24 protein-coding genes are annotated in these 23,084 nt (G+C 72.8%); 9 read left to right on the top strand and 15 right to left on the bottom strand.

From position 1 onward, the window contains the following. Positions 1 to 31: 31 nt before the first annotated feature. The 11 genes from ACWDYJ_RS07775 to ACWDYJ_RS07725 all read right to left on the bottom strand — a co-directional run bounded on the left by ACWDYJ_RS07775 (position 32) and on the right by ACWDYJ_RS07725 (position 9,088). Complete coding sequence (locus ACWDYJ_RS07775) at positions 32 to 718, bottom strand: DUF6875 domain-containing protein (protein ID WP_451564584.1); 687 nt, start codon at positions 716 to 718, stop codon at positions 32 to 34. Beyond that, positions 699 to 1,988, bottom strand: a complete 1,290-nt coding sequence (locus tag ACWDYJ_RS07770; protein WP_451564583.1) for an MFS transporter — start codon at positions 1,986 to 1,988, stop codon at positions 699 to 701. Before ACWDYJ_RS07770 ends, ACWDYJ_RS07775 begins: the two co-directional genes overlap by 20 nt. Beyond that, positions 1,985 to 2,590: a hypothetical protein gene (locus ACWDYJ_RS07765; RefSeq protein WP_451564582.1), complete on the bottom strand. Its 606-nt coding sequence runs from the start codon at positions 2,588 to 2,590 to the stop codon at positions 1,985 to 1,987. Before ACWDYJ_RS07765 ends, ACWDYJ_RS07770 begins: the two co-directional genes overlap by 4 nt. Continuing rightward, a complete protein-coding gene (locus ACWDYJ_RS07760) occupies positions 2,590 to 3,621 on the bottom strand; it encodes a hypothetical protein (RefSeq protein WP_451564581.1) in 1,032 nt (343 codons plus the stop codon). Before ACWDYJ_RS07760 ends, ACWDYJ_RS07765 begins: the two co-directional genes overlap by 1 nt. Beyond that, on the bottom strand, positions 3,618 to 4,409 hold the full coding sequence (locus tag ACWDYJ_RS07755) for a hypothetical protein (protein ID WP_451564580.1): 792 nt from the start codon (positions 4,407 to 4,409) through the stop codon (positions 3,618 to 3,620). The genes ACWDYJ_RS07760 and ACWDYJ_RS07755 overlap by 4 nt, the downstream gene beginning before the upstream one ends. After that, positions 4,406 to 5,290 carry a multinuclear nonheme iron-dependent oxidase gene (locus ACWDYJ_RS07750; RefSeq protein ID WP_451564579.1) on the bottom strand — a complete coding sequence of 295 codons (885 nt, stop codon included), beginning with the start codon at positions 5,288 to 5,290 and terminating at the stop codon, positions 4,406 to 4,408. The genes ACWDYJ_RS07755 and ACWDYJ_RS07750 overlap by 4 nt, the downstream gene beginning before the upstream one ends. Next, a complete protein-coding gene (locus ACWDYJ_RS07745) occupies positions 5,278 to 6,012 on the bottom strand; it encodes a hypothetical protein (RefSeq protein WP_451564578.1) in 735 nt (244 codons plus the stop codon). The genes ACWDYJ_RS07750 and ACWDYJ_RS07745 overlap by 13 nt, the downstream gene beginning before the upstream one ends. Then, complete coding sequence (locus tag ACWDYJ_RS07740; RefSeq protein ID WP_451564577.1) at positions 6,009 to 6,899, bottom strand: multinuclear nonheme iron-dependent oxidase; 891 nt, start codon at positions 6,897 to 6,899, stop codon at positions 6,009 to 6,011. The genes ACWDYJ_RS07745 and ACWDYJ_RS07740 overlap by 4 nt, the downstream gene beginning before the upstream one ends. Then, complete coding sequence (locus ACWDYJ_RS07735) at positions 6,889 to 8,628, bottom strand: B12-binding domain-containing radical SAM protein (RefSeq protein WP_451564576.1); 1,740 nt, start codon at positions 8,626 to 8,628, stop codon at positions 6,889 to 6,891. Before ACWDYJ_RS07735 ends, ACWDYJ_RS07740 begins: the two co-directional genes overlap by 11 nt. Next, the gene (locus tag ACWDYJ_RS07730) at positions 8,625 to 8,858 is read right to left on the bottom strand and encodes a hypothetical protein (protein ID WP_451564575.1); all 234 of its coding nucleotides are present in this window, start codon (positions 8,856 to 8,858) and stop codon (positions 8,625 to 8,627) included. Before ACWDYJ_RS07730 ends, ACWDYJ_RS07735 begins: the two co-directional genes overlap by 4 nt. Before the next feature lie 74 nt (positions 8,859 to 8,932). Continuing rightward, entirely contained in the window at positions 8,933 to 9,088 is a 156-nt protein-coding gene (locus tag ACWDYJ_RS07725) for a hypothetical protein (protein ID WP_451564574.1), read from the bottom strand. Between the two features lie 147 nt (positions 9,089 to 9,235). Between ACWDYJ_RS07725 and ACWDYJ_RS07720 the strand changes: the two genes are divergently transcribed. From ACWDYJ_RS07720 to ACWDYJ_RS07705, 4 genes are all read left to right on the top strand, one after another. After that, positions 9,236 to 9,562, top strand: coding sequence for a hypothetical protein (locus ACWDYJ_RS07720; RefSeq protein WP_451564573.1), 327 nt, complete (start codon positions 9,236 to 9,238; stop codon positions 9,560 to 9,562). 408 nt (positions 9,563 to 9,970) lie between these two features. Then, positions 9,971 to 11,374 carry a uracil-xanthine permease family protein gene (locus tag ACWDYJ_RS07715; RefSeq protein WP_451564572.1) on the top strand — a complete coding sequence of 468 codons (1,404 nt, stop codon included), beginning with the start codon at positions 9,971 to 9,973 and terminating at the stop codon, positions 11,372 to 11,374. Then, a complete protein-coding gene (locus ACWDYJ_RS07710; RefSeq protein ID WP_451564571.1) occupies positions 11,371 to 12,780 on the top strand; it encodes an amidohydrolase family protein in 1,410 nt (469 codons plus the stop codon). The genes ACWDYJ_RS07715 and ACWDYJ_RS07710 overlap by 4 nt, the downstream gene beginning before the upstream one ends. Next, positions 12,777 to 13,487, top strand: coding sequence for a sulfite exporter TauE/SafE family protein (locus ACWDYJ_RS07705; protein WP_451564570.1), 711 nt, complete (start codon positions 12,777 to 12,779; stop codon positions 13,485 to 13,487). Before ACWDYJ_RS07710 ends, ACWDYJ_RS07705 begins: the two co-directional genes overlap by 4 nt. Here ACWDYJ_RS07705 and ACWDYJ_RS07700 read toward each other — a convergent pair. The 3 genes from ACWDYJ_RS07700 to ACWDYJ_RS07690 all read right to left on the bottom strand — a co-directional run bounded on the left by ACWDYJ_RS07700 (position 13,471) and on the right by ACWDYJ_RS07690 (position 16,204). Beyond that, the gene (locus ACWDYJ_RS07700; RefSeq protein WP_451564569.1) at positions 13,471 to 14,514 is read right to left on the bottom strand and encodes a LacI family DNA-binding transcriptional regulator; all 1,044 of its coding nucleotides are present in this window, start codon (positions 14,512 to 14,514) and stop codon (positions 13,471 to 13,473) included. The genes ACWDYJ_RS07705 and ACWDYJ_RS07700 overlap by 17 nt on opposite strands. Positions 14,515 to 14,605: 91 nt before the next feature. Then, positions 14,606 to 15,103 (bottom strand): phospholipase, encoded by a 498-nt coding sequence (locus ACWDYJ_RS07695; protein WP_451564568.1) that lies wholly within the window; start codon positions 15,101 to 15,103, stop codon positions 14,606 to 14,608. Positions 15,104 to 15,436: 333 nt separating this feature from the next. After that, entirely contained in the window at positions 15,437 to 16,204 is a 768-nt protein-coding gene (locus tag ACWDYJ_RS07690; RefSeq protein WP_451564567.1) for an alpha/beta fold hydrolase, read from the bottom strand. A gap of 82 nt (positions 16,205 to 16,286) precedes the next feature. Between ACWDYJ_RS07690 and ACWDYJ_RS07685 the strand changes: the two genes are divergently transcribed. The 5 genes from ACWDYJ_RS07685 (at position 16,287) to ACWDYJ_RS07665 (ending at position 21,509) form a co-directional block, all read left to right on the top strand. After that, positions 16,287 to 16,991 carry a 4'-phosphopantetheinyl transferase family protein gene (locus ACWDYJ_RS07685; protein ID WP_451564566.1) on the top strand — a complete coding sequence of 235 codons (705 nt, stop codon included), beginning with the start codon at positions 16,287 to 16,289 and terminating at the stop codon, positions 16,989 to 16,991. Positions 16,992 to 17,128: 137 nt separating this feature from the next. Continuing rightward, a complete protein-coding gene (locus tag ACWDYJ_RS07680) occupies positions 17,129 to 17,542 on the top strand; it encodes a GNAT family N-acetyltransferase (RefSeq protein WP_451564565.1) in 414 nt (137 codons plus the stop codon). A 157-nt stretch (positions 17,543 to 17,699) separates the two neighbouring features. Continuing rightward, positions 17,700 to 18,884: a S8 family peptidase gene (locus tag ACWDYJ_RS07675; protein WP_451564564.1), complete on the top strand. Its 1,185-nt coding sequence runs from the start codon at positions 17,700 to 17,702 to the stop codon at positions 18,882 to 18,884. 218 nt (positions 18,885 to 19,102) lie between these two features. Next, positions 19,103 to 20,398 carry a hypothetical protein gene (locus ACWDYJ_RS07670; RefSeq protein WP_451564563.1) on the top strand — a complete coding sequence of 432 codons (1,296 nt, stop codon included), beginning with the start codon at positions 19,103 to 19,105 and terminating at the stop codon, positions 20,396 to 20,398. 82 nt (positions 20,399 to 20,480) lie between these two features. Next, a complete protein-coding gene (locus tag ACWDYJ_RS07665) occupies positions 20,481 to 21,509 on the top strand; it encodes a WxL protein peptidoglycan domain-containing protein (protein ID WP_451564562.1) in 1,029 nt (342 codons plus the stop codon). Between the two features lie 68 nt (positions 21,510 to 21,577). Here the strand turns inward: ACWDYJ_RS07665 and ACWDYJ_RS07660 are convergent, their stop codons facing one another. After that, positions 21,578 to 23,077 carry a CoA-acylating methylmalonate-semialdehyde dehydrogenase gene (locus ACWDYJ_RS07660; protein WP_451564561.1) on the bottom strand — a complete coding sequence of 500 codons (1,500 nt, stop codon included), beginning with the start codon at positions 23,075 to 23,077 and terminating at the stop codon, positions 21,578 to 21,580. Positions 23,078 to 23,084: the final 7 nt, after the last annotated feature.

Here is a 23,084-nt window from a genome sequence, read left to right as displayed (position 1 = left end):
CTTTTTGCCGGCCGGGGGCGATGGACAGCCCTCAGGGCTCCAGGCCGTGCTCCTCGCACGCCCGGCGCCAGCGCCGTTCCGCCTCCGAGGTCCGCAGCCGGGTGCGGCGGGCCTCGGGCGCGTGGAGGCGGTGGTACGCCGGGAACATGCCCGGGACCCGCAGCGCCAGCTGGAGGTCGGCCGGGATGATCCGGCGCAGGACGTAGAAGGGTGCGGGCGCGGTGAAGTAGCCGGGTTCCGGGTGACGTGCGTCCTGCGGGTCCGGCGGGTCCGCGTGGAACAGCCCCGAAGTGCAGCCTCGCGCCAGGACGGCCGCCCGCACGGACCGGTGCGCGGCGGCGAGCACCGGCAGCAGCGGCTCCGCCGGGCCGGGGAAGGCGACCACCAAGCCGGGGTGTTGGTCCGCGGGGGCACGGGAGACGCCGTCGAACCAGACGAGGTGGCGGATCAGCACCCGCGCCACGTCGAGGGGCGGGGTCGTGGCCTCGACCCGTACCTCCGTGTAGTACATCGCCCGGCTCTCCAGCGCCCTGCGGACGAACGGGCAGATCGCGGCCGAGGGGCCTGCACGGCCCACGGAGTCCCCGATGTAGTCCCGGAGATACGGCTGGAAGACCGGTCCGAGGGCGGTACGGGCCAGTTCCTCGGGCCCGGCCGCGAGGGCGATCGGTACCGGTGGATCGATCGGTAGCGGCGGATCAGGCAGCGCCGACGCCATCGGAGCCACTCTCCTCCCTCACCTCGTCCCGTCGGACAGGACGGGCCGCGACCGAGCGCGCACAGCACCAGGCCGTGAACGCACCGGCCACGACCGTTCCGGCCGCCGCGAACGCCCACACGCCCGAGACCTCGGCGAGGCCGATGCCCAGGCCGCCCATGACGTACAGACCCAGACCGCTGGCCAGCGAGTTGAACAGGCCACCGGCCGACAGCATGGTGGCGCGGCCCTGCGCGGGCACCCGCTCGTTCACGGCCGCCTTCAGACCCGGCATGCACAGCCCGGCCGCCATGACGAACCCGATGTACAGCGGAATCCCCGTCCAGCCGGAGCCGGCCACCGCCGCCCCGGCCAGACAAAGTCCGGCGGCCGCCGCGGCCGTCACCACGATCCGCGCCCGGAGCCCGGGCTCGGCGCCCACCTTGCGCGCCACCACCTCCAGCAGCGGGATCTGCAGCAGGTCACCGGCGCACCGGGCCACCGCCATCAGGACCAGCGAGCCGCCGGTCACCACATCGAAGTGGACGGTCCACTGCACGCCGGGCAGGGCCCGGAAGAGACAGAGGGCGGCGATCCCGAGCAGCAGTCCGGCCAGCAGCCGGTCCGTGCCCAGTGCCCTGCCGCAGCCGCGCAGCGCGTCGAGCGAGGCGGCGGCCAGCTCCCGCCGTACCGCGCCCCCGCGCACGGGGTGGGACGGTGAGGGCTCCGCGCGCAGCAGGACCACCGTGCACACCGCCCCGGCCAGGCAGGCGGCACCGGCGAGCAGTTGGGGCACGGCGAGGCCCAGGAACTGGCCGGCGGCCGCGCCCACCACCGTGCCGGTCACGATGCCCGCGTTCTCGGCGATCCGCCCGCGCGCGAAGAGCGCGTCGAGGTTGGCGTCGGGGTCGTCCCGGTGCAGCCGGTCGACGGCCCAGGCGTCCAGGCTGCCGGAGGCGAACGGCGTGCCCACGGCGGCGATCAGGGTGCCCGCGACGGCCACGGAGGGGCTCGCGGAGAAGAAGAGCATCGAGTAGCCGACGGCCCGCACCAGGAATCCGGTCAGTACCGAGGCCCGACGGCCGATCGCGTCCGCGAAGACCCCGGTGGGCACTTCGAGGAGCGCCTCCAGGACCCAGACGGAGGCGATCAGCGTCACGACCGTGCCGCTGCTGAGCCCGAGCTGGGTCAGCAGCAGCACGGAGGTGACGGTGAGACACATGTCGCCGAAGAAGTCGAGGCCGGTCAGGCCGAGATACGCCCTGACGGTCGCGCGGCGGGAGTCCTTCACGCCGCTCCCTCCCGACCGGGGACGCCGGTGCCGAGCGCGGGGACGACGCCCATGTCGTACCGGTAGGCGCGGCCCGCCGCGTCGAAGGCGTCGCGGATCCTCTCCCGCAAGCGCATCGGGATTCCCTCGGGATGGCGGCGTGAGAACGCCGACTGGTGCTGGAACAGGAGAAAGAAACCTTTCGCTCCGAATGCGTATCGGGTGTGGTCCGTGCCGAAACAGGAGCCGAAGGCGACCGTGAACAGCCGTTCCTCGTCGAACCGGAACCACCAGGCCGGATCCTCCAGATCGGCCATGGTGACCTCGGACGGCGTGCTGGACCGCGCGGCCAGCCCGCGCAGGACGTCGAGCGCCGACTCCCGGAGCGTCTCCACGTCCTGCCCGAGCCGTCCGGGCAGTTCGAGGACGAATCCGTCGGCGCGGTCCGCCGCCACCTCGACGAGGGCTTCCCGGAGCCGCGGCAGCGCCCGGTCGAGGTGTTCGGCGACGGTCAGCCGTTCGTCGGCGGTGTCGGAGTGCAGCCAGCTGGAAGCGCGGGCGTACGGACAGTGCGTGTGGTCGATGACCGGCTGGAACCCCGGCGCGGTGGCTTCGCCGGCCATCAGCGGTCCTCCTCTCGCGGCTCCCGCGTCCCGTGCGCGGCGACGTCCGCGCGCAGCTGCCGCCAGCTCTCCGGCCGGTCCCACCACCGCTCTCCCCAGCGGGCGGTGAACGCGCCGATCGTGCGGTCGGCCCGCTGCCGGCCGTGGGCGACCGTGCGCCAGTAGTCGGAGCGTGCGGCCTCCTCGCGGATGTGCTCGGGATCGACCAGACCGGAGGTGAGCGCGCGTACCTCCTCCGCTCCTGGGGAGCGCAGGATCAGCGCGGTGAGCGCGCGCGTATAGCGGTCCTCGTGGCGGCAGTGCTCGACGGTGCGGCGGGCCGTCTCCGGGTCGGCGCCGAGGCCGACGAGCCACTCCGGGGAGAGCGAGAGGCTCTCCACCGTCATCGCGACCCACTCCACGACGGTCTCCGCGACCCGCCACCGCTCGGCCAGCCGCAGACCGGGCGGACGCCAGGCGAGCTCCATCGCGTGGCCGAGTTCGTGGTGAACGTACTGGGCGCACAGCGCCACGGGCCGGTCGGGCAGGGCGATCGCCGACCGGTCGGGGATGCGCAGCGGAAAGGTCGCCGAGGGCTGGTCCCGTGTCCACACCAGTGAGAGGCGGTGGTCGACGGGGAGCGCGCCGAGTGCCCGCAGCCGGGCCACGGCCGCCCGCACGAGGGTGCGGGGCGAGAGGGCGCGGCCGAGATGGTCCCCGCGCAGGAACCCGCGCCGGTCCTGCCGGTACGCGTCCGGTCGTGCCCCGGTCGCCCGTGCCCAGGCGTCGAGGATCTCCGGCAGCGCACCGGGGTCGGCCAGCCCGTCCGGCTCCAGGGGCACGGCCCGCGCCGGAGGGGCGCCCCCGGGCACCCCCGCGACCGACCGCAGCAGCGCGACCAGCTCCCGGCGCTGCGGGTCGTCACCGATCAGCCCGAGGTCGGCGGACCGCAGGAGTTCGACCGCCCGCTCCACGGCCGCCTCGTCGGCCCCGTACGCACCGGCGCCGGGCGCGGGCGGTGTCTCCTCGGGACGTACGTCCACGTCGGTCACCCGGACACCCGGCCGTCCTCCTGCGGAGGGACGCGGACGAACGCGCCCACCTCGACGAGCCTGGCCGCCAGCGCGGCTGAGGGTTCGCCGGTGGGGACGCGTTCGTGGACGCGCGGCTGGCGGACGAGCCAGGCGACCGCGACGGCCTCCTCGTCGTGCAGCACGAGGGTGCGGCCCGCACCGGGACCGCCGCCCGGGACCAGCAGGGCGGTGACCCGGGCCACCGGCCGTACCGCGTCGAGCACCAGCGACCACGGCATCTGCTGCTTCTTCAGGGCGACACGCCGGGCGTAGTCCACGGTGTCGTACGGGCTGATCCGCAGCCGCGTTCCCGGCGCGGGCACGATCCCGGCCTGCCGGGCCCGGTCGGACGGGACCGGCGGCCGGTAGGCGAGGTCCAGGTCGGCGCTGGCCAGCTCCCACTGCCACTCGGGCCGCCCCTCGGGCCAGCCCTTGTCCTCCAGGTGCGCGGCGAAGGCCCGCGCGGTGCAGGCTCCGGGCGGGAAGTCCGCGCCCGGCTCCCGGTCCCGCCCCTGCCAGGCGGCGCTGGTCAGGAACGTGCCGAGCGCCGGGGTTCCTTCGCCGCCGAGGCACAGGAAGGCCGCGGTCGGCAGCCGCGCCGAGACCGCCGCGGCGACGGCGGCGAGCCGACGGGCGCGTTCGAGCCGGAACCCCTGCGGATTGCGTACCCAGGCCGGCACCTCCCGGGTGTCCTCGGTCTCGTACAGCGCCTCCCACAGCCCGCGCACGGTCCGCTCGTACGTACCGCTCGTGCCGGTACCGCTCATGCCGGTGCCCTTTCGCCGCGCCAGATCCGCACCTCGTCGGCCATCCGCCCGACCTTCGCCACCAGGTCCTCGCCGTGGATGCCCTCCGACTCGGCGACCATGGCCCGCAGTGCGCGTGCCTTCGGCATGTACCGGCGGGCGAGCAGCCACAGCTCCTCGCTGATCGGGGCCGCGTGCTGGTCGTCCGCCGTCAGCCGGCCGTCGCCGGCGGCGAGCACGGTGACCCCCGACAGGTGCGACTCGACGACCAGGTCCCAGGCGTAGTCGTCCGGCATCAGGTCCTCGGTGCCGATGCCGCTGACCCGGGAGGCGATCAGATGGTGTCCGACGTCGTAGACCACGACGGCGTCCGCGCGGCGCGCGATCTCGCACTGGAGGGTGAAGGGGTTGGCGTCCCCGACGACGTACGCGTAACTGGAGTTCTCCACCGCCACCCGCACACCGAGCAGTTCCTGCATCCGCTCGATCCGCGGGACGACGTAGTCGACGGCCTCCGCCACCCACGGCATCGGCACCAGCGCCTCGACCAGGGACTCGCCGTCCTTGGTCCACATCGCCAGGTCGGTGGTGACCCACTCGACACCGAGCCGGCGGGCCGCCTCGCCGAGCCGCTTCACCAGGACGTCGTCGACGGGGTCGAGCCCGCACAGGTCGAGGTCGAGGGTGTGCAGCAGCGGCACCAGGTCGTGTTCCTCGCAGAACCGTACGGCCCGCTCGACGGTCTCCAGGTCCCGCGCGTACGGGCCCACCATGAACGCCCGGTCCGGGCCGGTGAGCCGGGCCGCGTACGGCGCGAGCCGATCGTGCTCGGAGGTCATGTCCCAGCTGAAGCCCACCAGGGGCGCCTGCCCGGGCTGCGTCGACCCGGTCACGGTGCGCATGGCACCACCAGCTCCCTCCGGGCCGCCTCCGCGAGGACCCGCTCCTGCTCCGGAGTCCCGTCGAACGGGGCCCCCTCGTCCCACAGGGGACGCAGCGCCGCGCAGGTGGCGTCGCGCAGATGGATCCGGCGCAGGCCGCCGTCCGTGCGCAGGGTGAGCGTGGCGAAGGCCCGGGCGCGGGGCCGGGTGTGACGCACGGCGTCCGGCCACGGGTAACCCGCGCACGCCTCCCGCAGCCGGCCCGCGTACTCGGGCACGTCGTAGACGCAGGGCGCCACCCACGCTCCGTCGGGCAGCCGCAGGTCCCGCTCCCGGGCCGCCTGGGTGGGCTGTGCCGGCCGGCCCCACAGCACGTCGAACTCGTAGCGGGCGATCTCCCTGGTCCAGGGTTCGGTGCCGGGCAGCCAGTCCTTCTCCAGGAAGGCGGCGAACACCGACGCCGTGGAGGAGGCGTCGGGGAAGAGGGAGCCCTCGGGCGCCTTGCGGTCGTGCCAGTGCTCGCTGCCGAGGAAGGCGTCCATGGCGTCGGAGCGCAGGCCGCAGTAGATCCGGGTGGTGGCGGGCAGCGCACCGGTGAGGCGCTGGAGGACCATCGCCGCGCGCGTGGAGCGGTCCACCGCCATGCCGGGGTCGCCCTCGTAGGCGGCGGGAGCGGGCCCGTAGAAGTCGTGCCACAGCTCCCGCATCTGGGTCACGTACGGGTGTACCGGATTCGTCGTCACCAGGTCACCGCTTCCAGGCAGTCGTCCATCCGTTCCAGCTTCGCGACGAGATCGCCGGTCCTCATGCCCTCCGACTCCCCGATGAGGGCCTGGAGTCGGGTCATCTTCGGCATCAGGATCTCGGCGGTCCGCCACACCGGCTCGTCCACGGGCCATTTGTGCTGGTCCTGGACGAGTTCGTACGCGCCGAACTCCCGGCAGGTGATGCCGGAGACATGCGCCTCCACCACCCGCTCCCACGGGAAGTCGGCGTCCTCGGGCAGATCGACGGACAGGCCGCGCTGCCGACGCAGGATGTAGAGGTGGCCGATGTCCATGCACAGGCCGCAGTCTGCGCGTTCGGCGATCCGCCCCATGAGGGTGAGGATGTCGAGGTCGCCGACGAGCACGGGGTAGGGCGGATTCTCGCCGACCACCGGCATCTGGGCGATGTCCTGGATGAGCTTGGTGCGGTCGGCGACCCAGTCGACGGCTTCCGCGGTCAGCGGCACGGGGACCATGTTCTCGATCAGCTTCTCGCCGCCCAGGACCCACATCGCGAAGTCGGTGGTGATCCACGGGGATCCGAGCTCCCTGGCGTACTCGGCGATCTGCCGGACCATGCCGGGGTCGACCGGGTCGATGCCGGCGAGGTCCAGGTCGAGTGCGTGGAAGTAGATGGAGAGCTCGTTCTCCGTGCCGAACCGCTTCAGCTCCTCGACGAGTTCGTCCTGTCCGCACAGCGCGGCGGCGCTGAAGGCCGTGACCGGCCGCCGCGTACGGCGTACGGCTTCGGCGGCCAGGTCCCGTTCGGTCATCGAGTCCGTGCTGAGACCGAGCACAGGGCGTCCGGTCCGGTCCGGGAGGGTCGTCGCCGCCGCCGCGGCGACGAGCGTCTCAGGAGCCATCGGGTGTCACTCCGTTCAGGGATCGGGACGTGGCGTGCAGGAGGTGGGCCGTCCGGTCGGCGACGTCGGAGGGCCCGGAGACATCGGAGGAGCCGGCGCCTCCGGAGAGCGAGGCGACGACGGAGGGGCCGCCGGAGGCGGTCGCCAGGGCGTCGATCCGCTCGGCCGCGCGCAGCAGCAGCCCGTCGAGGTCCGGCCCGCCGACGCCCGCGTGCGGGACCAGCGCCGCGAAGTCCGCGGCGCCTTCGCCACCGTGGGCCTCGCAGTCGTCCAGGAGCCGGTCGAAGAACAGGTTGGGCGCGTGGCGCAGGGCCACCACGTCCAGTTGGAGATCGAGTTCGCCACGGGTCACCGGGTGGTCGCGCCGGTGCCGGGCACGGGCCTGGAGCAGGGCCTCCGCCGCGGCGAGGACCAGGTCGACGGCCGGCTGGTAGGCGCCGCGGAACCAGACCAGGGCCTCGTGCACGCGGGCGGTCGCGGGGTCCTCGATCAGGGACTCGATCGGCGGGAGCTCGGACATGCCGAAGGTGGTTCCGCGCCGCTCCTCGTAGTACGTGCGGATCGGTGTGCCCGCGTACAGCACGAGGTGGGTGTAGAGGTGCTCGTGCGGTACGTAGTCGTAGAAGCCGCCCGCCTTGAGGAAGGCCTGGTTGGCGCGGAGGTCGGTGAGGGTGGTCTCCGGGTCGATCATGATGAAGTCGAGGGAGACGCCGAGCCCGTGGCGCTCCAGGAGCTTGATCCCCGCGAGGTTGTCGGCGGGGTCGACTCCCTTGGACAGCCGCTTGAGCACGTCCGGCGAGGCGCTCTCGATGCCCAGTTCGACGAAGCGCAGGCCGCACTCCTTGAGAGCGGGCAGATAGTCCTGGTGTTTGATGAGCTGGTTGACGCGGGTACCGAAGCTGAAGGTGATCTCCGGGTCGTAGGCGTGCAGCGCCTGGACGATCCGCAGGGCCCGCTTGGGGTAGACGTAGAAGTTGGCGTCGCTGAAGTAGACGTGCTTGTGGTCGAGCCCGTCGGCCTTGCGGAAGTGGTCCACCTCGGCGACCACGGACTCCCCCGTCCGCATGCGGTACTTGCGGCCGATGGTCAGCACCCCGCAGAAGGAGCAGTTGTACGGGCAGCTGCGACTGGAGTTGACGGCGAGCGCCGACAGCAGGGTGCCCTTGGCGGAGTCGAAGTACGTCAGGGGCGGATAGCCCGAGTCGGAGACGAACGGGAAGTCGGGGAAGGGCAGGGCGTCGAGGTCGTCGATGAACGGCGAGTCGATGTTGACCCGGATCTCGCCGGAAGGGGTCCGCACGGTGGTGCCGGGAATGTCCAGCCAGGAGTCCCGGCGCAGGCGGGCCAGGTCGAGCATCGGCTTCTCGCCCTCGCGCCGTACGACCACGTCGACGTCGGGGCAATCGCGCAGGATGTCGGTGTGGACGGCGGTGGCGTGCGGGCCGCCGAGCACGATCAGCGCCTCGGGGTTGCGCGCCTTGACCCAGGCCGCGTGTTCCAGGGTGGCGTCGAGGGACTCGTTGTAGACGGAGAAGCCGACGGTCTCGAAGCGGTCGAGGTGGTGCTTGGCGCAGAGCGCGTCCGGGGCGACGGGGCTGTCCCCGAAGTCGAAGCCGGTGGCGTCGAAGCCGTGCCGCTCCAGGTAGGCGCCGATGTAGGCGAGGCCGATCGGCTTGGACTTGCGACGGTCGGAGTACCCCACGGAAGGGTTGACGAGGGCGATGGTCATGGCGTCACCGCCTGCCAGCGCAGCACTCCGCGGTCCACCATGCGCTCGATGAACAGCCGGGTCGGGACGGGCAGTTCGGCAAGTCCCGCCTCGTCGAGGGAACCGACGGCGGTGCGCCACAGCCGCGAGGCCGTGGCGTTGAGCCTCAGACACTCCCCGGACGGACCTCCGCCGGCGACGTACACGTGGTCGCACTCGTCGAGTACGGGCAGATCGCTGAGCAGAAGCATCCAACCCCCTTGGGTACCGGAGGGCGGCGATGTGCCTGAGCGCACCGCCGCCCCGGGATCAGCGGATCAGCGGATCAGGACCAGATGCGGCCGAGCATCTTGGTGTAGCTGGCGTCACCCATGCTCACCACGTCGGCGTCGGGGCTCTCGATCTCCTCGAAGCCGACCAGTTCGCTCTGGTCGATCCGGTCGTCCACGGTCAGTTCGATGTCCACGCTGGATTCACGCATGTGCTCATACCTCCGTCGCTTGTCGGGAAAAGACCTTGCGGGGTGGAGCAGCTGCACCTCGGCGGACGCTAGGACAGCTCTTTCGGAGGCGTCAACAGCACCTTTCGGCCAGCGGGTTGCCCTGCGGCGTGTGGCACTGTGGACGGCATGAGCCCCGATGACGAGAGCAGTGCGACACCTTCCTCGCCGGGTGAAGAGGTGGCGGACCAGGAACGCGCCTTCTGGGAGGCCCGGCGCAGGTTCCAGGAGTTGGACGACGACGAGGACGGCAGGCGGCAACGGCGCCGACTCGGCAAGGACTCCCGCCGCATGCACCTGCGGGTGCGCGTCCACCGCTTCGCGCGCCGGCTCGACGACGGTCCCGTGCCGGGCGACCTGCGGCTGCCGCCGCTTCCGGAGCCTTCGGACCTCGACGAGGACGAGGGCGGCTGGTCCGAGGACGGCACGGGAGACGAACGGGACATCCTGACCTGATCCGCCCTTGCGGGAGGGAGCGGTTCCGGGCGTCCGCGGCTGCGACGACGTCATCTGACCACGGACGACGGGGTTCCGCGCGGGCGTGCGTGCGTACGGCCGGGGGTGTCGCCCGGCACCGGACGTTTGGGCAGCGATCAGCGATCGACCGCTCCGACCGCTCCGAACGACCAGCCAAAAGGCCGCCCTTCCCGTTCGCTCCGTCCCGTACGGCGTGAATCGGCCACGTGCCCAGCCCGACCGCCCTCCACACCGGGCCGGTTTCACCCGGTTGCCGCACCCCTTGACGCTCGCCATCCAGCCTCACATACTGGCGGCCAAATCGATTTGGCCTCATCGCTTGGCTCTCCGTCCAGGGCCGGATCGCGGCTGAACCCGAGCGTGCCGAACGCCGAACGGAGCTCACACGTGTCCCGTCCCCACCCCCAGACCCTTCCCACCACGGAACAGCCACCGGCGCCCCAGCCGGTCCACCCCGTCGACGAGTCCCGGCCCCTCGGCCGGATCCTCCTCTTCGGGGTCCAGCACGTCCTCGTCATGGCCGCCACGCCGATCTCGGCGATCTTCCTGATGAGCGCCACCCTGCGCCTCGACCCCGGTCTGACCGTCAACCTGCTCTCCGCGGCCTTCGTCCTCTCCGGCGTCGGATCCCTGATCCAGTCGCTCGGGCCGTGGAAGTTCGGGCCCCGGCTGCCCTTCGTGATGCTGCCGGGCGGCGCGCCGCTCATCCTCTTCCTCGCCATCGCCGAGCAGCACGGCCTGCGGACGGCCACCGGCGCGGTCATCCTCACGGCCGTCTTCTACTTCGTCGTCCTGCCGGTCTTCTCGCGGCTGCTCGTCTTCTTCCCGGCCCTGGTCATCGGCACGATGATCGTCATCGTGGGCGTCAACCTGGTGAAGGTCGGCGCCGTCCTCGTCACCGGCCGCCCCGGCCAGCCGGGCTTCGCCGACACCACGAACCTCGCGCTCGGCATGGCGACGATCGGCTTCACGGTCGTCTTCTACCTGCTCTTCACCGGCATCCTGCGCCAGCTCGCGGTCATGCTCGGTCTGCTCGCCGGCACCGCCCTGGCAGCAGTGCTCGGTGCCGTCGACTTCGGCCGCGCCGCCGACGGCGGCCTGTTCACCGCGCCGCAGCTGATGCCGTTCGGCTCACCGGAGTTCAACCTGCTCGCCGCCCTGCCTCTGATGCTCTACAGCCTCGCCTCCATGGCGGAGGCGACCGGCCAGACCGTCATCAACGCCGAGGCCGTCGGCAAGGAGATCGACCAGCGCACCGACGTCCCCAAGACCGTCCGCGGTGACGCGCTGACCTCCCTCTTCGGCGGATTCTTCGGACTGCCGCTGATGGTGACGAGCGGCGAGAACATCGGCATCGTCCGCGTCACCGGCGTACGCAGCCGCTACGTCACCGCCGCGGCCGGAGTGGTCCTCGTCGTCATCGGCTTCCTCGCGCCCGTGACCCGCGCGATCAGCGTCATCCCGTCCGCGGTCATCGGAGGCACGGCCATGGTCGTCTTCGCCGTGATCACCGTGCTCGGGGTGCAGATGCTCGGCCGGTCGGACCTCGACCGGCACACCAGCACCTTCATCTGCGCCGTCGCCCTCGCGCTCGGCCTGCTTCCCATCCTCATCCCCGGTGTGTACGCGGGCTTCCCGCCGAACCTGCGCATCCTCCTCGAAAGCGGCGTCGCCGTCGGCGCGTTCGTGGCGGCCGTCCTCAACGTCCTCTTCCACCACGTCAGACCGGCGGTCGCCACCCGCCTGGCCGCCCGCCGCCCAGCCACCACCCGTACGGAAAGCGACCGATGAACCAGCTCACCCGCGACCTCCTGGACGGCCCCGGTCCGCTCCTCCTCGTGCCGGACGCCGTCCTGCTGCCCGAAGGGCCCCTCGACGGCTACGGGGTCGTCGTCGCCGACGGCTCGTTCCGCGCCGTGGGCCCCGCCGAGGAACTCCGGCGCGCACATCCCCACCTCGACGCCGTGCCGTTGCCCGGCCACCTCCTGATGCCCGGCTTCGTCGACGCCCACCACCACCTCACGCAGAGCTTCGGCTCCGCGCTCGCGTTCGGGGAGCCGTCGGAGATCTTCCGGCGGGTGTGGGTCCCGCTGGAGGGCGCGCTGGACGAGGAATCGGCGTACGCGGCGGCGAAGCTGGCGGCCCTGGAGGCCCTGCGCGGCGGATTCACCACCGTCACCGACGCGGGCACCCGCGCCGACGTGGACGTCGACGTCGTCGCCTCCGCGACCCGCGACGCCGGGATCCGCTGCGTGCTCGGACTCGTCTGCAACGACGCCGACGACACCGCCGACGGCGGGAACGACGCGGGACCCTCCGTCCTGCGAGCCGCCGAGAAGCACCTCTCCCGGTACGACGGCGACCCGCTCGTCCACCCCTCCCTCGCCGTCTCCATCCCCGAGGCGGCCACCGCCGCGACCCTCCAGCACACGGCCCGCCTCGCCGCCGAGGCCGGAGCCACCGTGCAGATCCACGTCAACGAGCACCTGGCCGGTGTCGAACGCTCCCTCATACGGCACGGCCTGCGCCCGCTCGAATACCTGCACCACCTCGGCGCGCTCGGGCCGCAACTGCTCGCCGCGCACGCCACCCTGCTCACCCCCCGCGAGCTGACCCTGCTCGCCGACACCGGGACCGCCGTCAGCTACAACCCCGTCGCCAGCGCCTGGAAGGGCAACGCCGTGGCCCCGGCCACGGCCATGGCCGAGCGCGGGATCCGCTTCGGGCTCGGCACCGACGGCACGCGCGGCGACGGATTCCGGCTCGCCGAGGCCGCCGAATTCGCCCAGCGCCTCGCGTACGGCCTGATCACCGGCGACTCGTCGTGCGGCGCCGGGTGGACCTGGCTGGAGCACGCCACGCGCGGCGGCGCCGACGCCGCCGGCCTGGGCGCCCGTACCGGCACCATCGCCGAGGGTCTGGCCGCCGACTTCCTCCTCGTCGACGTCACCAACCCGGAGCTCGCGCTCTCCTGGGACCTGCCGTGGGAGCTGGTACGGCGCGGCAACCGCGACCAGATCACCGCCGTCTTCGTCGCCGGCCGCATGCGCCTGTGGCACGGCCTGCCCACCACCTGGGACGGCCCGGCACTGGTACGGCAGGCGGCCGAACTGGCCCGTGCCGCCGTGGAAAGGGCGCCCATCGTCCGCGTGCACCCCACCTCCACCGCGGCACGCGCGGGGAGCGCCGCACTGTGAGTACCGAGACACTGGTGGTCCTGGCCGTCACGGTGGCCGTCGCCGCGTTCGTCCAGGGCGGCAGCGGGCTCGGTTTCGCCCTGATCGTCGCGCCCGTGGCCGGGATACTCGATCCCGGCCTGCTCCCGGTGTTCGTCCTGGCCTCGATGATCCCGCTCAACCTTTACGTCGCCTGGCGCGAACGCGCCTCGCTCGATCTGCGCGGCGCGGGCTGGATCACCGTGGCGCGGCTCGCCGCCACCCCCGGCGGACTGGCGCTGCTCTGGCTGATCCCGGACCGCAGCCTCGGCCTGTTCGTGGGCATCGCCACCGTCCTGGCGGCGGTCGTGAGTCTCGCCGCACCGGCGTTCACCCCCGGCCGGATCGCCTATGTCGCCGCGGGCGCGGTCACCGGGCTGACGGAGACCGCGACCGGCATCGGCGGTCCGCCGCTCGCGCTGGTCTACCAGCACCGGCCGCCCGCCGAGCTGCGCTCCACCGTCGCCCTCTGCTTCTTGGTCGGCGAAGTGGCGTCGCTGGGGCTGCTGTTCGCGACGGGGGCGGGTCAGCCGGAAGATCTGGGCTGGGCGGCCCTGCTGCTCCCGGCGATCGCCGCCGGAGCGTGGCTGAGCCGCCTGGTGCACCACCGGATGGACGCGCGCAGAATGCGCCTGTTCGTGCTCGTGTTCGCGCTGGTCTCCGGGCTGGTCCTCATGCTCGGGCTGTGATCCTCAGCGACGACGCACGCGCGATCACCCGGGGCTCGGGCGACGTGACCACCGCGCCGGTGGTCACGTCGCCGCGCAGCCGGCCGAGCAGCAGCTCCACCGCGTCGGACGCCGCCCGGTCCAGGTGGAGGTCGACGGCCGTGAGCGGCGGCTCGCAGGTGCGGGCGCGCAGTCCGTCGTACCGGGTGACGACCATGACGTCCTCGGGCACGGTGCGCCCGCTGTCCCGGATCGCCCGTACCGCACCCACCGCGAAGGCGTCCACGAGGGCGCAGACGGCGTCGATCCGCGGGTGCTCGGTGAGCAGGGCCGCACAGCGCTCGTAGCCGGCCTGTTCGCCGCCCGTCTCGGGGGCGGTCGCCACGATCGGCGCCCAGCCGTGCTCCTCGGCGAGGCGCTCGTACGCGGCGCGCGCGTCGACCGACGAGTGCCGTGCGCCGGATCCGATGAGCAGCGCCGGCCGCCTGGCACCCTGCTCGCGCAGATGGGCGAGGAGCAGCTCGGCGACGAGCCCGCCGCGCAGATCGACGTACGGCGCGTCCTCGTCCGGCGACACGGGCCTGCCGAGCGCGACGTACGGCAGCCCGCGCTCCTTCAGATGGGCGGCGGCCATGTCGTCGACGTCGGGCTCGACGAGGATGGCCCCGTCGATGTCGACGGAGTGCAGGCCCGAACCGGACTGCACGGGCGGTACGAGCACGAGCGCGTAGTCGTGCAGCAGCGCGCTCTCGGCGGCGGCTGCGGCGATCTCCATGTAGAACCCGAGCCGGGACGGCCCCCCGGCCACCGCGAACGGCATGGAAGAGGCGAGCGCGATGGCCTTGGCCTGGCCCCGCCGCAGCCGCTGGGCCCGCAGGTTCGGCCGGTATCCGAGCTCGGCGGCCACCTGCTTGATGCGCTCCCGCGTCCGGGGGTCGACCTTGCCGAGCCCGTTGAGGGCGTGCGAGACCGTCGTGCGCGACACCCCGGCGACCCGTGCGACATCGGCGATCGTCGGTGGCCTTGAGCCGGACCCGGAAGTGGGCATCTGCGCGGACGCTCCTCACGTGCTCTGGACGGTGACCCCACCATCTTCGCCGACCGGAGCGTTACGCGCCTCGCCCGAGGAGGTGGGTGGGTCAGGCGGACGGGGCCGTGGCGGGCTCCGGGGCGTTCTCCGGGGCGTTCTCCGGGGAGACGCCGAAGGCCCTGACCGCCTGGTAGTACGTCCAGGCGGTGCTGTCGCAGGAGGTCTTCGTCCCGCCCGAGTACCGCGAGCAGACCCGCTTGAGGTCCGCGTAGAAGGCGTCGTCCAGCCTGGACTTGTTCGCCGAGAAGGTACCCGCCGCCTTGTAGTTGCGGTAGCCGAAGTCATGGCGGGCACAGGACGTCTGGAAGGGGAAGCCGAAGGGGTTGTCCGGGGAGCTGCTGCAGTAGTCGGTCGTCCAGACGAAGCCGTACGCGGACCAGCTGCCCTGGTTTCCGCGCGCCGTGACCCAGGCGTTGTAGCTCGTCGCGCTGGTCTGCGTCCAACTGCTTAGCACCTGCGGCTTGTCCGCCGGAGCGGCCGAGGCCGGGGTCGCGAGGAGGAGCAGGCCTGCGGCGGACGCGAGAAGGGGGGCGAGACGACGGCGCATGACAGACCTCCGGGACGGAGCGGAACGGGGCGTGACAGGACGGGCCGGTTGACCGGTCGACCGGTCAACTCCCGCCGGAGCGTACGTCGTTGGCCTAGAGGGTGGCCAGATCTTTTACTCCTGGCGCAACCTGTCACGCGGCGCGCCGCCCGGGTGCCGGGGCGGAAGGCAGCCCTCCGCCAGGCCGCCTCCGCCAGGCCCCCTCCACCGGGACGCCGTCGCCGGGCACGACGACGGGGGACGACGGCACCCCGGCCGCCCGGACCACATCCCGGGCGGCACACGGCTGACCAGTAGGGCGGGCGACCGCAACGAGGGCGCTCCGTACGGGATTCAGCGCGCGAGGGCCGTGGCCGCGGCCCGGGCGAAGCCGTCCGGGTTGTCCAGCATGATGTTGTGCCCGCAGTCCGGGACGGGCACGACGCGGACTCCGGCGGCCTCCAGGGCGTCCGTCCCGGCGGGAGATCCGTCGGACGCCGGGAACAGGAAGTCGCGTGGGATCTTCAGCTCCAGCAGCAGTTCCCGCATGGTGGGCGTCGTCCCCGCGGCAAGGTGCACGGCGCTGCGGTGCAGGGCGGTGCGGCCGGCCAGCCGCATGGTCGACCACCAGTGCGCGCCGACCCGGTCGCGCACCTCGGCCCAGCCCCCGGCCAGGAACTCCTCCTCCGTGTAGGAGGCGAGGCCGCTGCTGCCCGCCGCGGCGGGTGTGCGCGGCAGCGGGTCCAGATTGGCGTCGATCAGGACCAGGCGGGAGACCAGTCGGGGGTGGCGGGCCGCCAGCACGATGGCCACCGCGCCGCCCATGCTGTGCGCGATCAACTCGGCCCCCTCGGCGCGGGCTTCGGTGAGCGCCGACGCCAAGGCGTCCGCGTGCGCCTCCAGGGTGTACGTGAAGTCCTCGGGCCGGTCGCTGTGCCCGTGCCCCAGCAGATCGACCAGCAGCGACCGCCGTCCGGCCAGCAGCGGGTGCACGGCGCTGGCCGAGAAATACGCGGGCGAGGTCGAGCCGAGTCCGTGCAGGTAGACCCGGGTCGGCTCCTCCCCCGGAAGTTCGACCCACCGGATCCGGTCGCCTTGCGGTGTCACGACGGCACTGTGCACGGTGTGTTCCCCCTGGAGCTGTTCGCGGTGAATCCCGCATGAGGGTAATCGGACCGGCGGCCGCCTCGTCTACGCTCGTCCGGTGATCGACTACGTGAATCAACTGGGCGGTGACACACCGCGGATCGGCGCGCTCCCCGTGGGCGGCGATGCCGCGGCCGTGTGGTCCCTGGACACCACGCGCACGGTGATCGGCGGCCACGCGGTCGACGGAGCCGTGGAACTGCTGGACGCCACCGAGCGGGACCGGGCCGCACGGCTGCTGCGGGAGGGCGACCGGCGCAGCTACCTCGCCTCCCACATCGGGCTGCGGCTGCTGCTCGGCGGCTACCTGGGGCTGGCGCCGGAGAAGGTCACGCTGGTCCGCGAGGACTGCCCGTGCTGCGGCGGCCCGCACGGCCGGCCCGCCGTGGCGGGCGGCGCGCTGCACTTCTCGCTCTCGCACAGCGACGACATGGCGTACTTCGCCTTCGCCGGGGTGCCGGTGGGCGTCGACGTGGAGGCGATGCCGAGCGCGGGGGCGGTCGCCGACGTCCTCAGCGCGCTGCATCCCCAGGAGACGGCCGAGCTCACCGCCCTGTCGGCGGCGGACCGCCCGGCGGCGCTGGCCCGGGTGTGGTGCCGTAAGGAGGCCTACCTCAAGGCCACCGGTACGGGTGTGGCCCTCGGCCTGACCGACCCCTACGTCGGCGCGGCGCCCACGCCCGCGCCGGTCCCGGGCTGGACCCTGCGGGACCTCCCGGCACCGCCCCCGTACGCCGCCGCCCTCGCCGTGCGCGCCGCCTGACGGAGCCAGGGCCGTCCCGGCCCGCCCCGCTACCGCGGCCGCGCCTTCGGAGCCGATCGCCACGCCGCGTCGAATTCCCCACCCGTATGCGTCATGCCCGCATGGTCACACGCCGTCCGCGCCCTATCGTGACGCCCATGGACATCCGCCGCGCCCGTACCGCCGCCGAGCTCCGAGCCGCCGAGGGGCTCTTCGACGGCCCCGCCCGCGAGGAGTGGTCCGAGCGGTTCCTCGCCTCGCCGGGGCACGTGATGCTGATCGCCTACGTCGACGGCGTACCCGCCGGGATGGTCTCCGGCGTCGAGATGATCCACCCCGACAAGGGTGCCGAGATGTGCCTCTACGAGCTCTCCGTGGACGAGGGCTACCGGCGGCGCGGGATCGGCCGCGCCCTGACCGAGGCCCTCGCCGCCGAGGCCAGGACGCGCGGCTGCTACGGCATGTGGGTGGGCGCCGACTCCGACGACGAGGCCGCGCTGGCCACGTACGACGCGGCGGGCGCCGAGGACGAGGGCCTCTTCACGATGCGCGGCTGGCCCCTCGCCCCTTAGGTCGTGTCGTCAAAGTCCCTCCTGGCCGGTGGGGCCTAGGAGGTTTCCGTCGGCCCCTGTTCCGTGGACACCCGGCCGCCCCCTCCGGCGGCGTGTCGTGCGGCCACTCGGCGCACCCTCCGCGCGCCGCCGCCGCGCCTGCCAGAGCATCGGCGGCATGAACACCGCACTGACCGCACTCCTGCCCGCCGCCGCCCTGCTCGCGGCCACCGCCGCCTTCCCACCCCATACCGCCGACGCCTCCGCCGCCCCCTACGTCGTGGTCCTCAAGGACACCGTCCCCCGCGCCGCCACCCGCGCCCTGGCCGCCGAGGCGGCGGACTCCGGTGACGAGGTCGGGGCGGTCTACGACACCGCCCTCGACGGCTTCGCCGTCCGCACCACCGCGGCCCGCGCCGCCGCGCTCGCCGCCGATCCCCGGGTGGCCTCCGTGGAACCGGACGCGCGGTTCCACACCACCGGAGCACCGGGGGCCGCCGGGACCCAGCAGTCCGCGCCCTGGCCGCTCGACCGGATCGACCAGCCCGAGCTGCCGCTCGACGGCTCCTACTCGTACGCGACCACGGCGAAGGGCGTCACGGTCTACGTCGTCGACACCGGGATCAACACCCTCCACCAGGAGTTCGGCGGCCGCGCCCGCGCCGGTTACAACGCCCTGTTCTTCGAGAGCGCGGCCGACTGCAACGGCCACGGCACGCACGTCGCGGCAACCGTGGGAGGGGCGACGTACGGGGTCGCGAAGGAGGTGTCCCTCGTCGGGGTGAAGGTCGCCGACTGCCGTGGCAGGGGGCGCCTTTCGGACATGCTGCGCGGCCTCGACTGGATGGTGAGGGACGCGAGGAGGAGCGCCTCCACGGCGGCCGCCGGCCCGTTCGTCGCCAACATGAGCATGGGCGGCAGCCGCAGCTACGCCCTGGACGCGGCGGTCGTCCGGGCGGTCTCTGCCGGGATCACCTTCACCGTGGCCGCCGGGAACGCCGGCAAGGACGCCTGCGCCGGCTCGCCCTCGGGCGTCGCGCAGGCCCTCACGGTCGGCGCGACCGATGCCGCCGACCGGCGGCCGGCCTTCTCCAACTACGGCCGCTGTGTGGACATCTCGGCGCCCGGCGTGTCCGTCGTCTCGGCCTGGAAGGGGACCCCGACCGCCCTCGCACGGGCCTCCGGCACCTCCATGGCGGCCCCGCACGCGGCGGGCGTCGCCGCGCTGATCCTGGCGGACGGCAGGGCGCGTACGCCCGCCCAGGTCAACGAGGCCCTGGTACGGGGCGCCCTGCGGGACGGGATCACGGGCCTGCCCGCCGGAACCCCGAACCTGCTCCTGCGCACCCCGTCCGACCTCTGAACCGCCACCCGTCGGGCAGCCCGCTCACCGACCAGTCGGTATCCGATGTCCCATCAGACCAGTTCTGATGGGACATCAATGTCTGTGCGCTTCGGGCGAAAGCGAGCCATTGACTTCTCATCACCGCGACGCGTCAATGACGGCCATCCGCACCGGCTCGGCCTCCCCCACACAGCGGTGGGGGGAGGGGTTCGTCATGACGAAGGAGTCGCGACCCAGTGAGTACGAGAACGCTCAGACGGAAAGTGCTGGCCGGGACGGGCGCCCTTTCCCTGGCCTTGACGGGCGGCGTCGTGGCCCTGACCGGGACGGCGCAGGCCGCGATCAAGACCACTCCGGTCCCGGTCAAGTGTGTCGCTCCCGCGCCCCAGCCGGGCGCCGACGGCAACCAGGACTACACGGTCACGGTGCCGGACACCGCCAAGGCCGGCGACACCGTGCCGATCACCATCGACCCGGGCGAGACCCCGGTCGTCCCGATGTTCACCATCGACACGGTCAACACGATCAAGGCGAAGCTGCTCGTCGGCGGGGCCGCCCAGACGGTCACCAGCCCGGCCGTCCCGAGCCACCAGGAAGCCGGCAAGAAGGCCGACCCGCCCGCCTTCAGCGGGACGATCACCATCCCGGACGGCACCGAGGGCACCACCGTCCAGATCACGATCGACCAGGTGATCACGGACGCCGACCTGGGCGGCACGGTCTACACCACGACGTGTACACCGGCCCCCCGGCCCAGCGCGCCGGTCGGCGCGATCGCCGTCCAGGCCCTGCCCAAGGACCCGGTCACGACCAGGCTGACGCCCAACAGCGGGGCGGCCGGCACCGCCGTCGTCGTCACCGGCGCCAACTTCCCGGCGGGTCCCGTGACCTGCTCGGCCCTGCTCGGGGGCGTGGCGACCGGTGACACCGGCGCCGGAACGGCGGCCGCGTCGGGCGCCGCGAGCTGCGACATCACGGTCACGAAGAAGGCCGACGCCATCAGGATCGACGGCTCCGTCACCCCGTACAAGCCGTTCGTGTTCGTCGAGCAGCAGGCGGGGGTGCGGAACCCGGTGGACATCGAGGTGCTCCCCGGACCGCTGACCCTCGGTCCGAAGGACGGCCAGCCGGCCGTCAGCTTCGGCTCGGTGACCATCAACGGCAAGGCCCAGTCGGTGTCCGGCGCGTTCAACGCCGCCACCGTCCAGGACTTCCGCGGCGGCTCCCTCGGCTGGGACGTGACGGCGACCCGTACGCCGTTCCTCAACCCCGCGACCGGCCACTCGATGACGAAGGCGCAGATCGGCATCCAGCCGTCCTGCACCGTCACCAACCCGGACAGCCCGAGCACCTGCACCGCCGGCGCGCCCGGTGCGATCACGGACACCCCGATGAAGGTCGCCTCGCAGGCGGCCGGCGGTGAGGAGCTGACCGGCGGCGAGTTCGCCGTGGGCGGCGCGGCGATGCTCCAGCTGCCGCCGTTCATGTTCGCCGACACCTACCAGTCGATCGTGACCTTCTCGATCACCTGACCAGGCCCGGCCCGACGGTGGTGCGGCGCTCCGGCGCCGCACCACCTTTTCCCGCTGTACGCCGCGACTGGAGACCCCGCCCATGCGCCGCATCCGCACCCTTCTCGCCTCCTCCCTCTACGGGCCGCTCCTGCTGCTCCTACTGCTGCCCGCCGGTCCCGCCTCGGCCGCCGACAACGGCACCTGGGGGGTCTTCCCGACGCCCGCGGCCGGTGCTGCGATGAGCGATCGCGCGTACTTCTTCCATCAGGGCGCGGCCGGGAGCACCGTCGGTGACAGCGTGACGATCCTGAACACCTCCGACAAGGAGCTGACCTTCCAGGTCTTCGCCACCGACGCGGTGAACACCCCGTCGGGGGGCGCCTTCGCGCTGCTGCCCGCCGAGGCGCAGCCCAAGGACGTCGGCGCCTGGATCGCGCTGCCGCCGGAGACGGCGACCACCGTCACCGTCCCGCCCAAGGGCCGCAAGGACGTCCCCTTCACCGTGAAGGTCCCCGAGGACGCGGCTCCGGGGGACCACGTCGGCGGGATCGTCGCCCTGAACACGGCGGTGGAGGGCGTGCGGCAGGACGGCAAGGTCCAGGTCGGGGTGAAGCGCTCGGTGGGCGCGCGGATGTACTTCCGGGTGCCGGGGCCGGTGACGCCGGGGCTGAGCGTGGAGGACGTACGGGTCAGCCGGAGCGCTCCGCTGCTGCCCTGGGTGAAGGACGCCCACGCCACCATCACGTACACCCTGGTCAACCGGGGCAATGTGGTGGTCGAGCCCAGGGTGACGGTGTCCGCCGAGGGGCTGTTCGGGCGCGAGGTGCTGGACCGGCCGGCCCGGGAACCGAAGCCGGCCCTACTGCCCGGCCAGCGGATCGAACTGACCGAACCGTGGCAGGACGCACCCCAGTTGGACTGGGTCGACGTCAAGGTCTCGGCGGGCGCGGCCGCCCATCCGGACCTCCTCTCGCAGTCCGGTACGGACTTCCTCGCGGTCCCGTGGCCGGCGACGGGCGCCGCCCTGGTCCTGGCGGGGACCGCCCTCACCGTCTGGGCCCTGCACCGCCGCCGCGGGGCCACCCCGCCACAACCGGACCGAGCCCCGGACCTGGCCGGGGCCCGCTGAACCGGCCGGCCGGACAGCCGGAACCCCCGGCCGGTGAGGGGTGGCCGGGGGTTGCTGGGGGGTGGGGGTCAGTGGTTGCGGGGGAAGCCGAGGTCCACGCCCGCCGGGGCGTCGGCCGGGTCCGGCCAGCGGGTGGTGACGACCTTGCCGCGCGTGTAGAAGTGGATGCCGTCGTTGCCGTAGATGTGGTGGTCGCCGAAGAGCGAGTCCTTCCAGCCACCGAAGGAGTGGTAGCCGACCGGCACCGGGATCGGCACGTTGACGCCGACCATGCCGGCCTCGACCTCCAGCTGGAAGCGTCGGGCAGCGCCGCCGTCGCGGGTGAAGATCGCGGTGCCGTTGCCGAACGGCGAGGCGTTGATGAGGGCCAGGCCCTCCTCGTAGGTCTCGGCGCGCAGGACGCACAGCACCGGACCGAAGATCTCGTCGCGGTAGGCGTCGGAGTCGGTCTTCACGTGGTCGAGCAGCGACAGGCCGATCCAGTGGCCGCCCTCGTTGCCCTCCACCGTGTAGCCGGTGCCGTCCAGGACCACGTCGGCGCCCTGCGCGGCGGCGCCCTTGACGTACGAGGCGACCTTGTCGCGGTGGGCGGCCGTGATCAGAGGGCCCATCTCGGAGGTCGGGTCGTTGCCGGGTCCGATCTTGATCTTCTCGGCGCGCTCGCGGATCTTCTCGACGAGGGTGTCGGCGACGGCCCCGACGGCGACGACGGCGGAGATGGCCATGCAGCGCTCGCCCGCCGAGCCGTAGGCGGCGGAGACGGCCGCGTCCGCGGCGGCGTCGAGGTCGGCGTCCGGGAGCACCAGCATGTGGTTCTTGGCGCCGCCCAGTGCCTGGACGCGCTTGCCGTTGGCGGAGGCGGTGGTGTGGATGTGCCGGGCGATCGGGGTCGAGCCGACGAAGGAGACGGCCGCGATGTCGGGGTGGGCCAGCAGGGCGTCCACCGCCACCTTGTCGCCGTGGACGACGTTGAGCACGCCCGCCGGCAGACCGGCCTGGCTCGCCAGTTCGGCCAGCTTGTTGGAGGCCGACGGGTCCTTCTCGCTCGGCTTGAGGATGAAGGTGTTTCCGCAGGCCACGGCCAGCGGAAACATCCACATCGGCACCATCGCCGGGAAGTTGAAGGGGGTGATGCCCGCGACGACGCCGATCGGCTGGCGGATCGAGGCGACGTCCACCCGGTTGGAGACCGAGGTCGACAGCTCGCCCTTGAGCTGCGTGGTGATCCCGCAGGCCAGCTCGACGATCTCCAGGCCGCGCGCGACCTCGCCCAGCGCGTCCGAGTGCACCTTGCCGTGTTCGGCGGTGATCAGTGCGGCGATGTCGTCGCGGTGGGCGTCCAGCAGGGCGCGGTAGGCGAACAGCACCTTCGTACGGGCGGCCAGCGAGGACTGGCCCCAGGAGAGGAACGCCTCCTTGGCCACGCGTACCGCCGCGTCGACCTCGGCGGCGGAGGCGAGCGCCACCCGCGTCGTGACCTCGCCCGTCGCCGGGTCGGTGACCGGCCCGTAGTTGCCGGACGCGCCCTCGACGGTCTTGCCACCGATCCAGTGGTTGACGGTCTTCATACCTTGC

It is taken from the genome of Streptomyces sp. NPDC003042, from assembly GCF_053591315.1.
This window is presented reverse-complemented; position numbering and strand designations above follow the sequence as displayed.

What these genes read in the sequence shown, in the direction of transcription:
- ACWDYJ_RS07720 (WP_451564573.1), top strand. Translation starts at nt 9,236, where the DNA reads ATGAGCCCCGATGACGAGAGCAGTGCGACACCTTCCTCGCCGGGTGAA.
- ACWDYJ_RS07710 (WP_451564571.1), top strand. Translation starts at nt 11,371, where the DNA reads ATGAACCAGCTCACCCGCGACCTCCTGGACGGCCCCGGTCCGCTCCTC.
- ACWDYJ_RS07740 (WP_451564577.1), bottom strand. Translation starts at nt 6,899, where the DNA reads ATGGCTCCTGAGACGCTCGTCGCCGCGGCGGCGGCGACGACCCTCCCG.
- ACWDYJ_RS07725 (WP_451564574.1), bottom strand. Translation starts at nt 9,088, where the DNA reads ATGCGTGAATCCAGCGTGGACATCGAACTGACCGTGGACGACCGGATC.
- ACWDYJ_RS07680 (WP_451564565.1), top strand. Translation starts at nt 17,129, where the DNA reads ATGGACATCCGCCGCGCCCGTACCGCCGCCGAGCTCCGAGCCGCCGAG.
- ACWDYJ_RS07730 (WP_451564575.1), bottom strand. Translation starts at nt 8,858, where the DNA reads ATGCTTCTGCTCAGCGATCTGCCCGTACTCGACGAGTGCGACCACGTG.
- ACWDYJ_RS07765 (WP_451564582.1), bottom strand. Translation starts at nt 2,590, where the DNA reads ATGGCCGGCGAAGCCACCGCGCCGGGGTTCCAGCCGGTCATCGACCAC.
- ACWDYJ_RS07665 (WP_451564562.1), top strand. Translation starts at nt 20,481, where the DNA reads ATGCGCCGCATCCGCACCCTTCTCGCCTCCTCCCTCTACGGGCCGCTC.
- ACWDYJ_RS07700 (WP_451564569.1), bottom strand. Translation starts at nt 14,514, where the DNA reads ATGCCCACTTCCGGGTCCGGCTCAAGGCCACCGACGATCGCCGATGTC.
- ACWDYJ_RS07750 (WP_451564579.1), bottom strand. Translation starts at nt 5,290, where the DNA reads ATGCGCACCGTGACCGGGTCGACGCAGCCCGGGCAGGCGCCCCTGGTG.
- ACWDYJ_RS07660 (WP_451564561.1), bottom strand. Translation starts at nt 23,077, where the DNA reads ATGAAGACCGTCAACCACTGGATCGGTGGCAAGACCGTCGAGGGCGCG.
- ACWDYJ_RS07775 (WP_451564584.1), bottom strand. Translation starts at nt 718, where the DNA reads ATGGCGTCGGCGCTGCCTGATCCGCCGCTACCGATCGATCCACCGGTA.
- ACWDYJ_RS07755 (WP_451564580.1), bottom strand. Translation starts at nt 4,409, where the DNA reads ATGAGCGGTACCGGCACGAGCGGTACGTACGAGCGGACCGTGCGCGGG.
- ACWDYJ_RS07675 (WP_451564564.1), top strand. Translation starts at nt 17,700, where the DNA reads ATGAACACCGCACTGACCGCACTCCTGCCCGCCGCCGCCCTGCTCGCG.
- ACWDYJ_RS07735 (WP_451564576.1), bottom strand. Translation starts at nt 8,628, where the DNA reads ATGACCATCGCCCTCGTCAACCCTTCCGTGGGGTACTCCGACCGTCGC.
- ACWDYJ_RS07695 (WP_451564568.1), bottom strand. Translation starts at nt 15,103, where the DNA reads ATGCGCCGTCGTCTCGCCCCCCTTCTCGCGTCCGCCGCAGGCCTGCTC.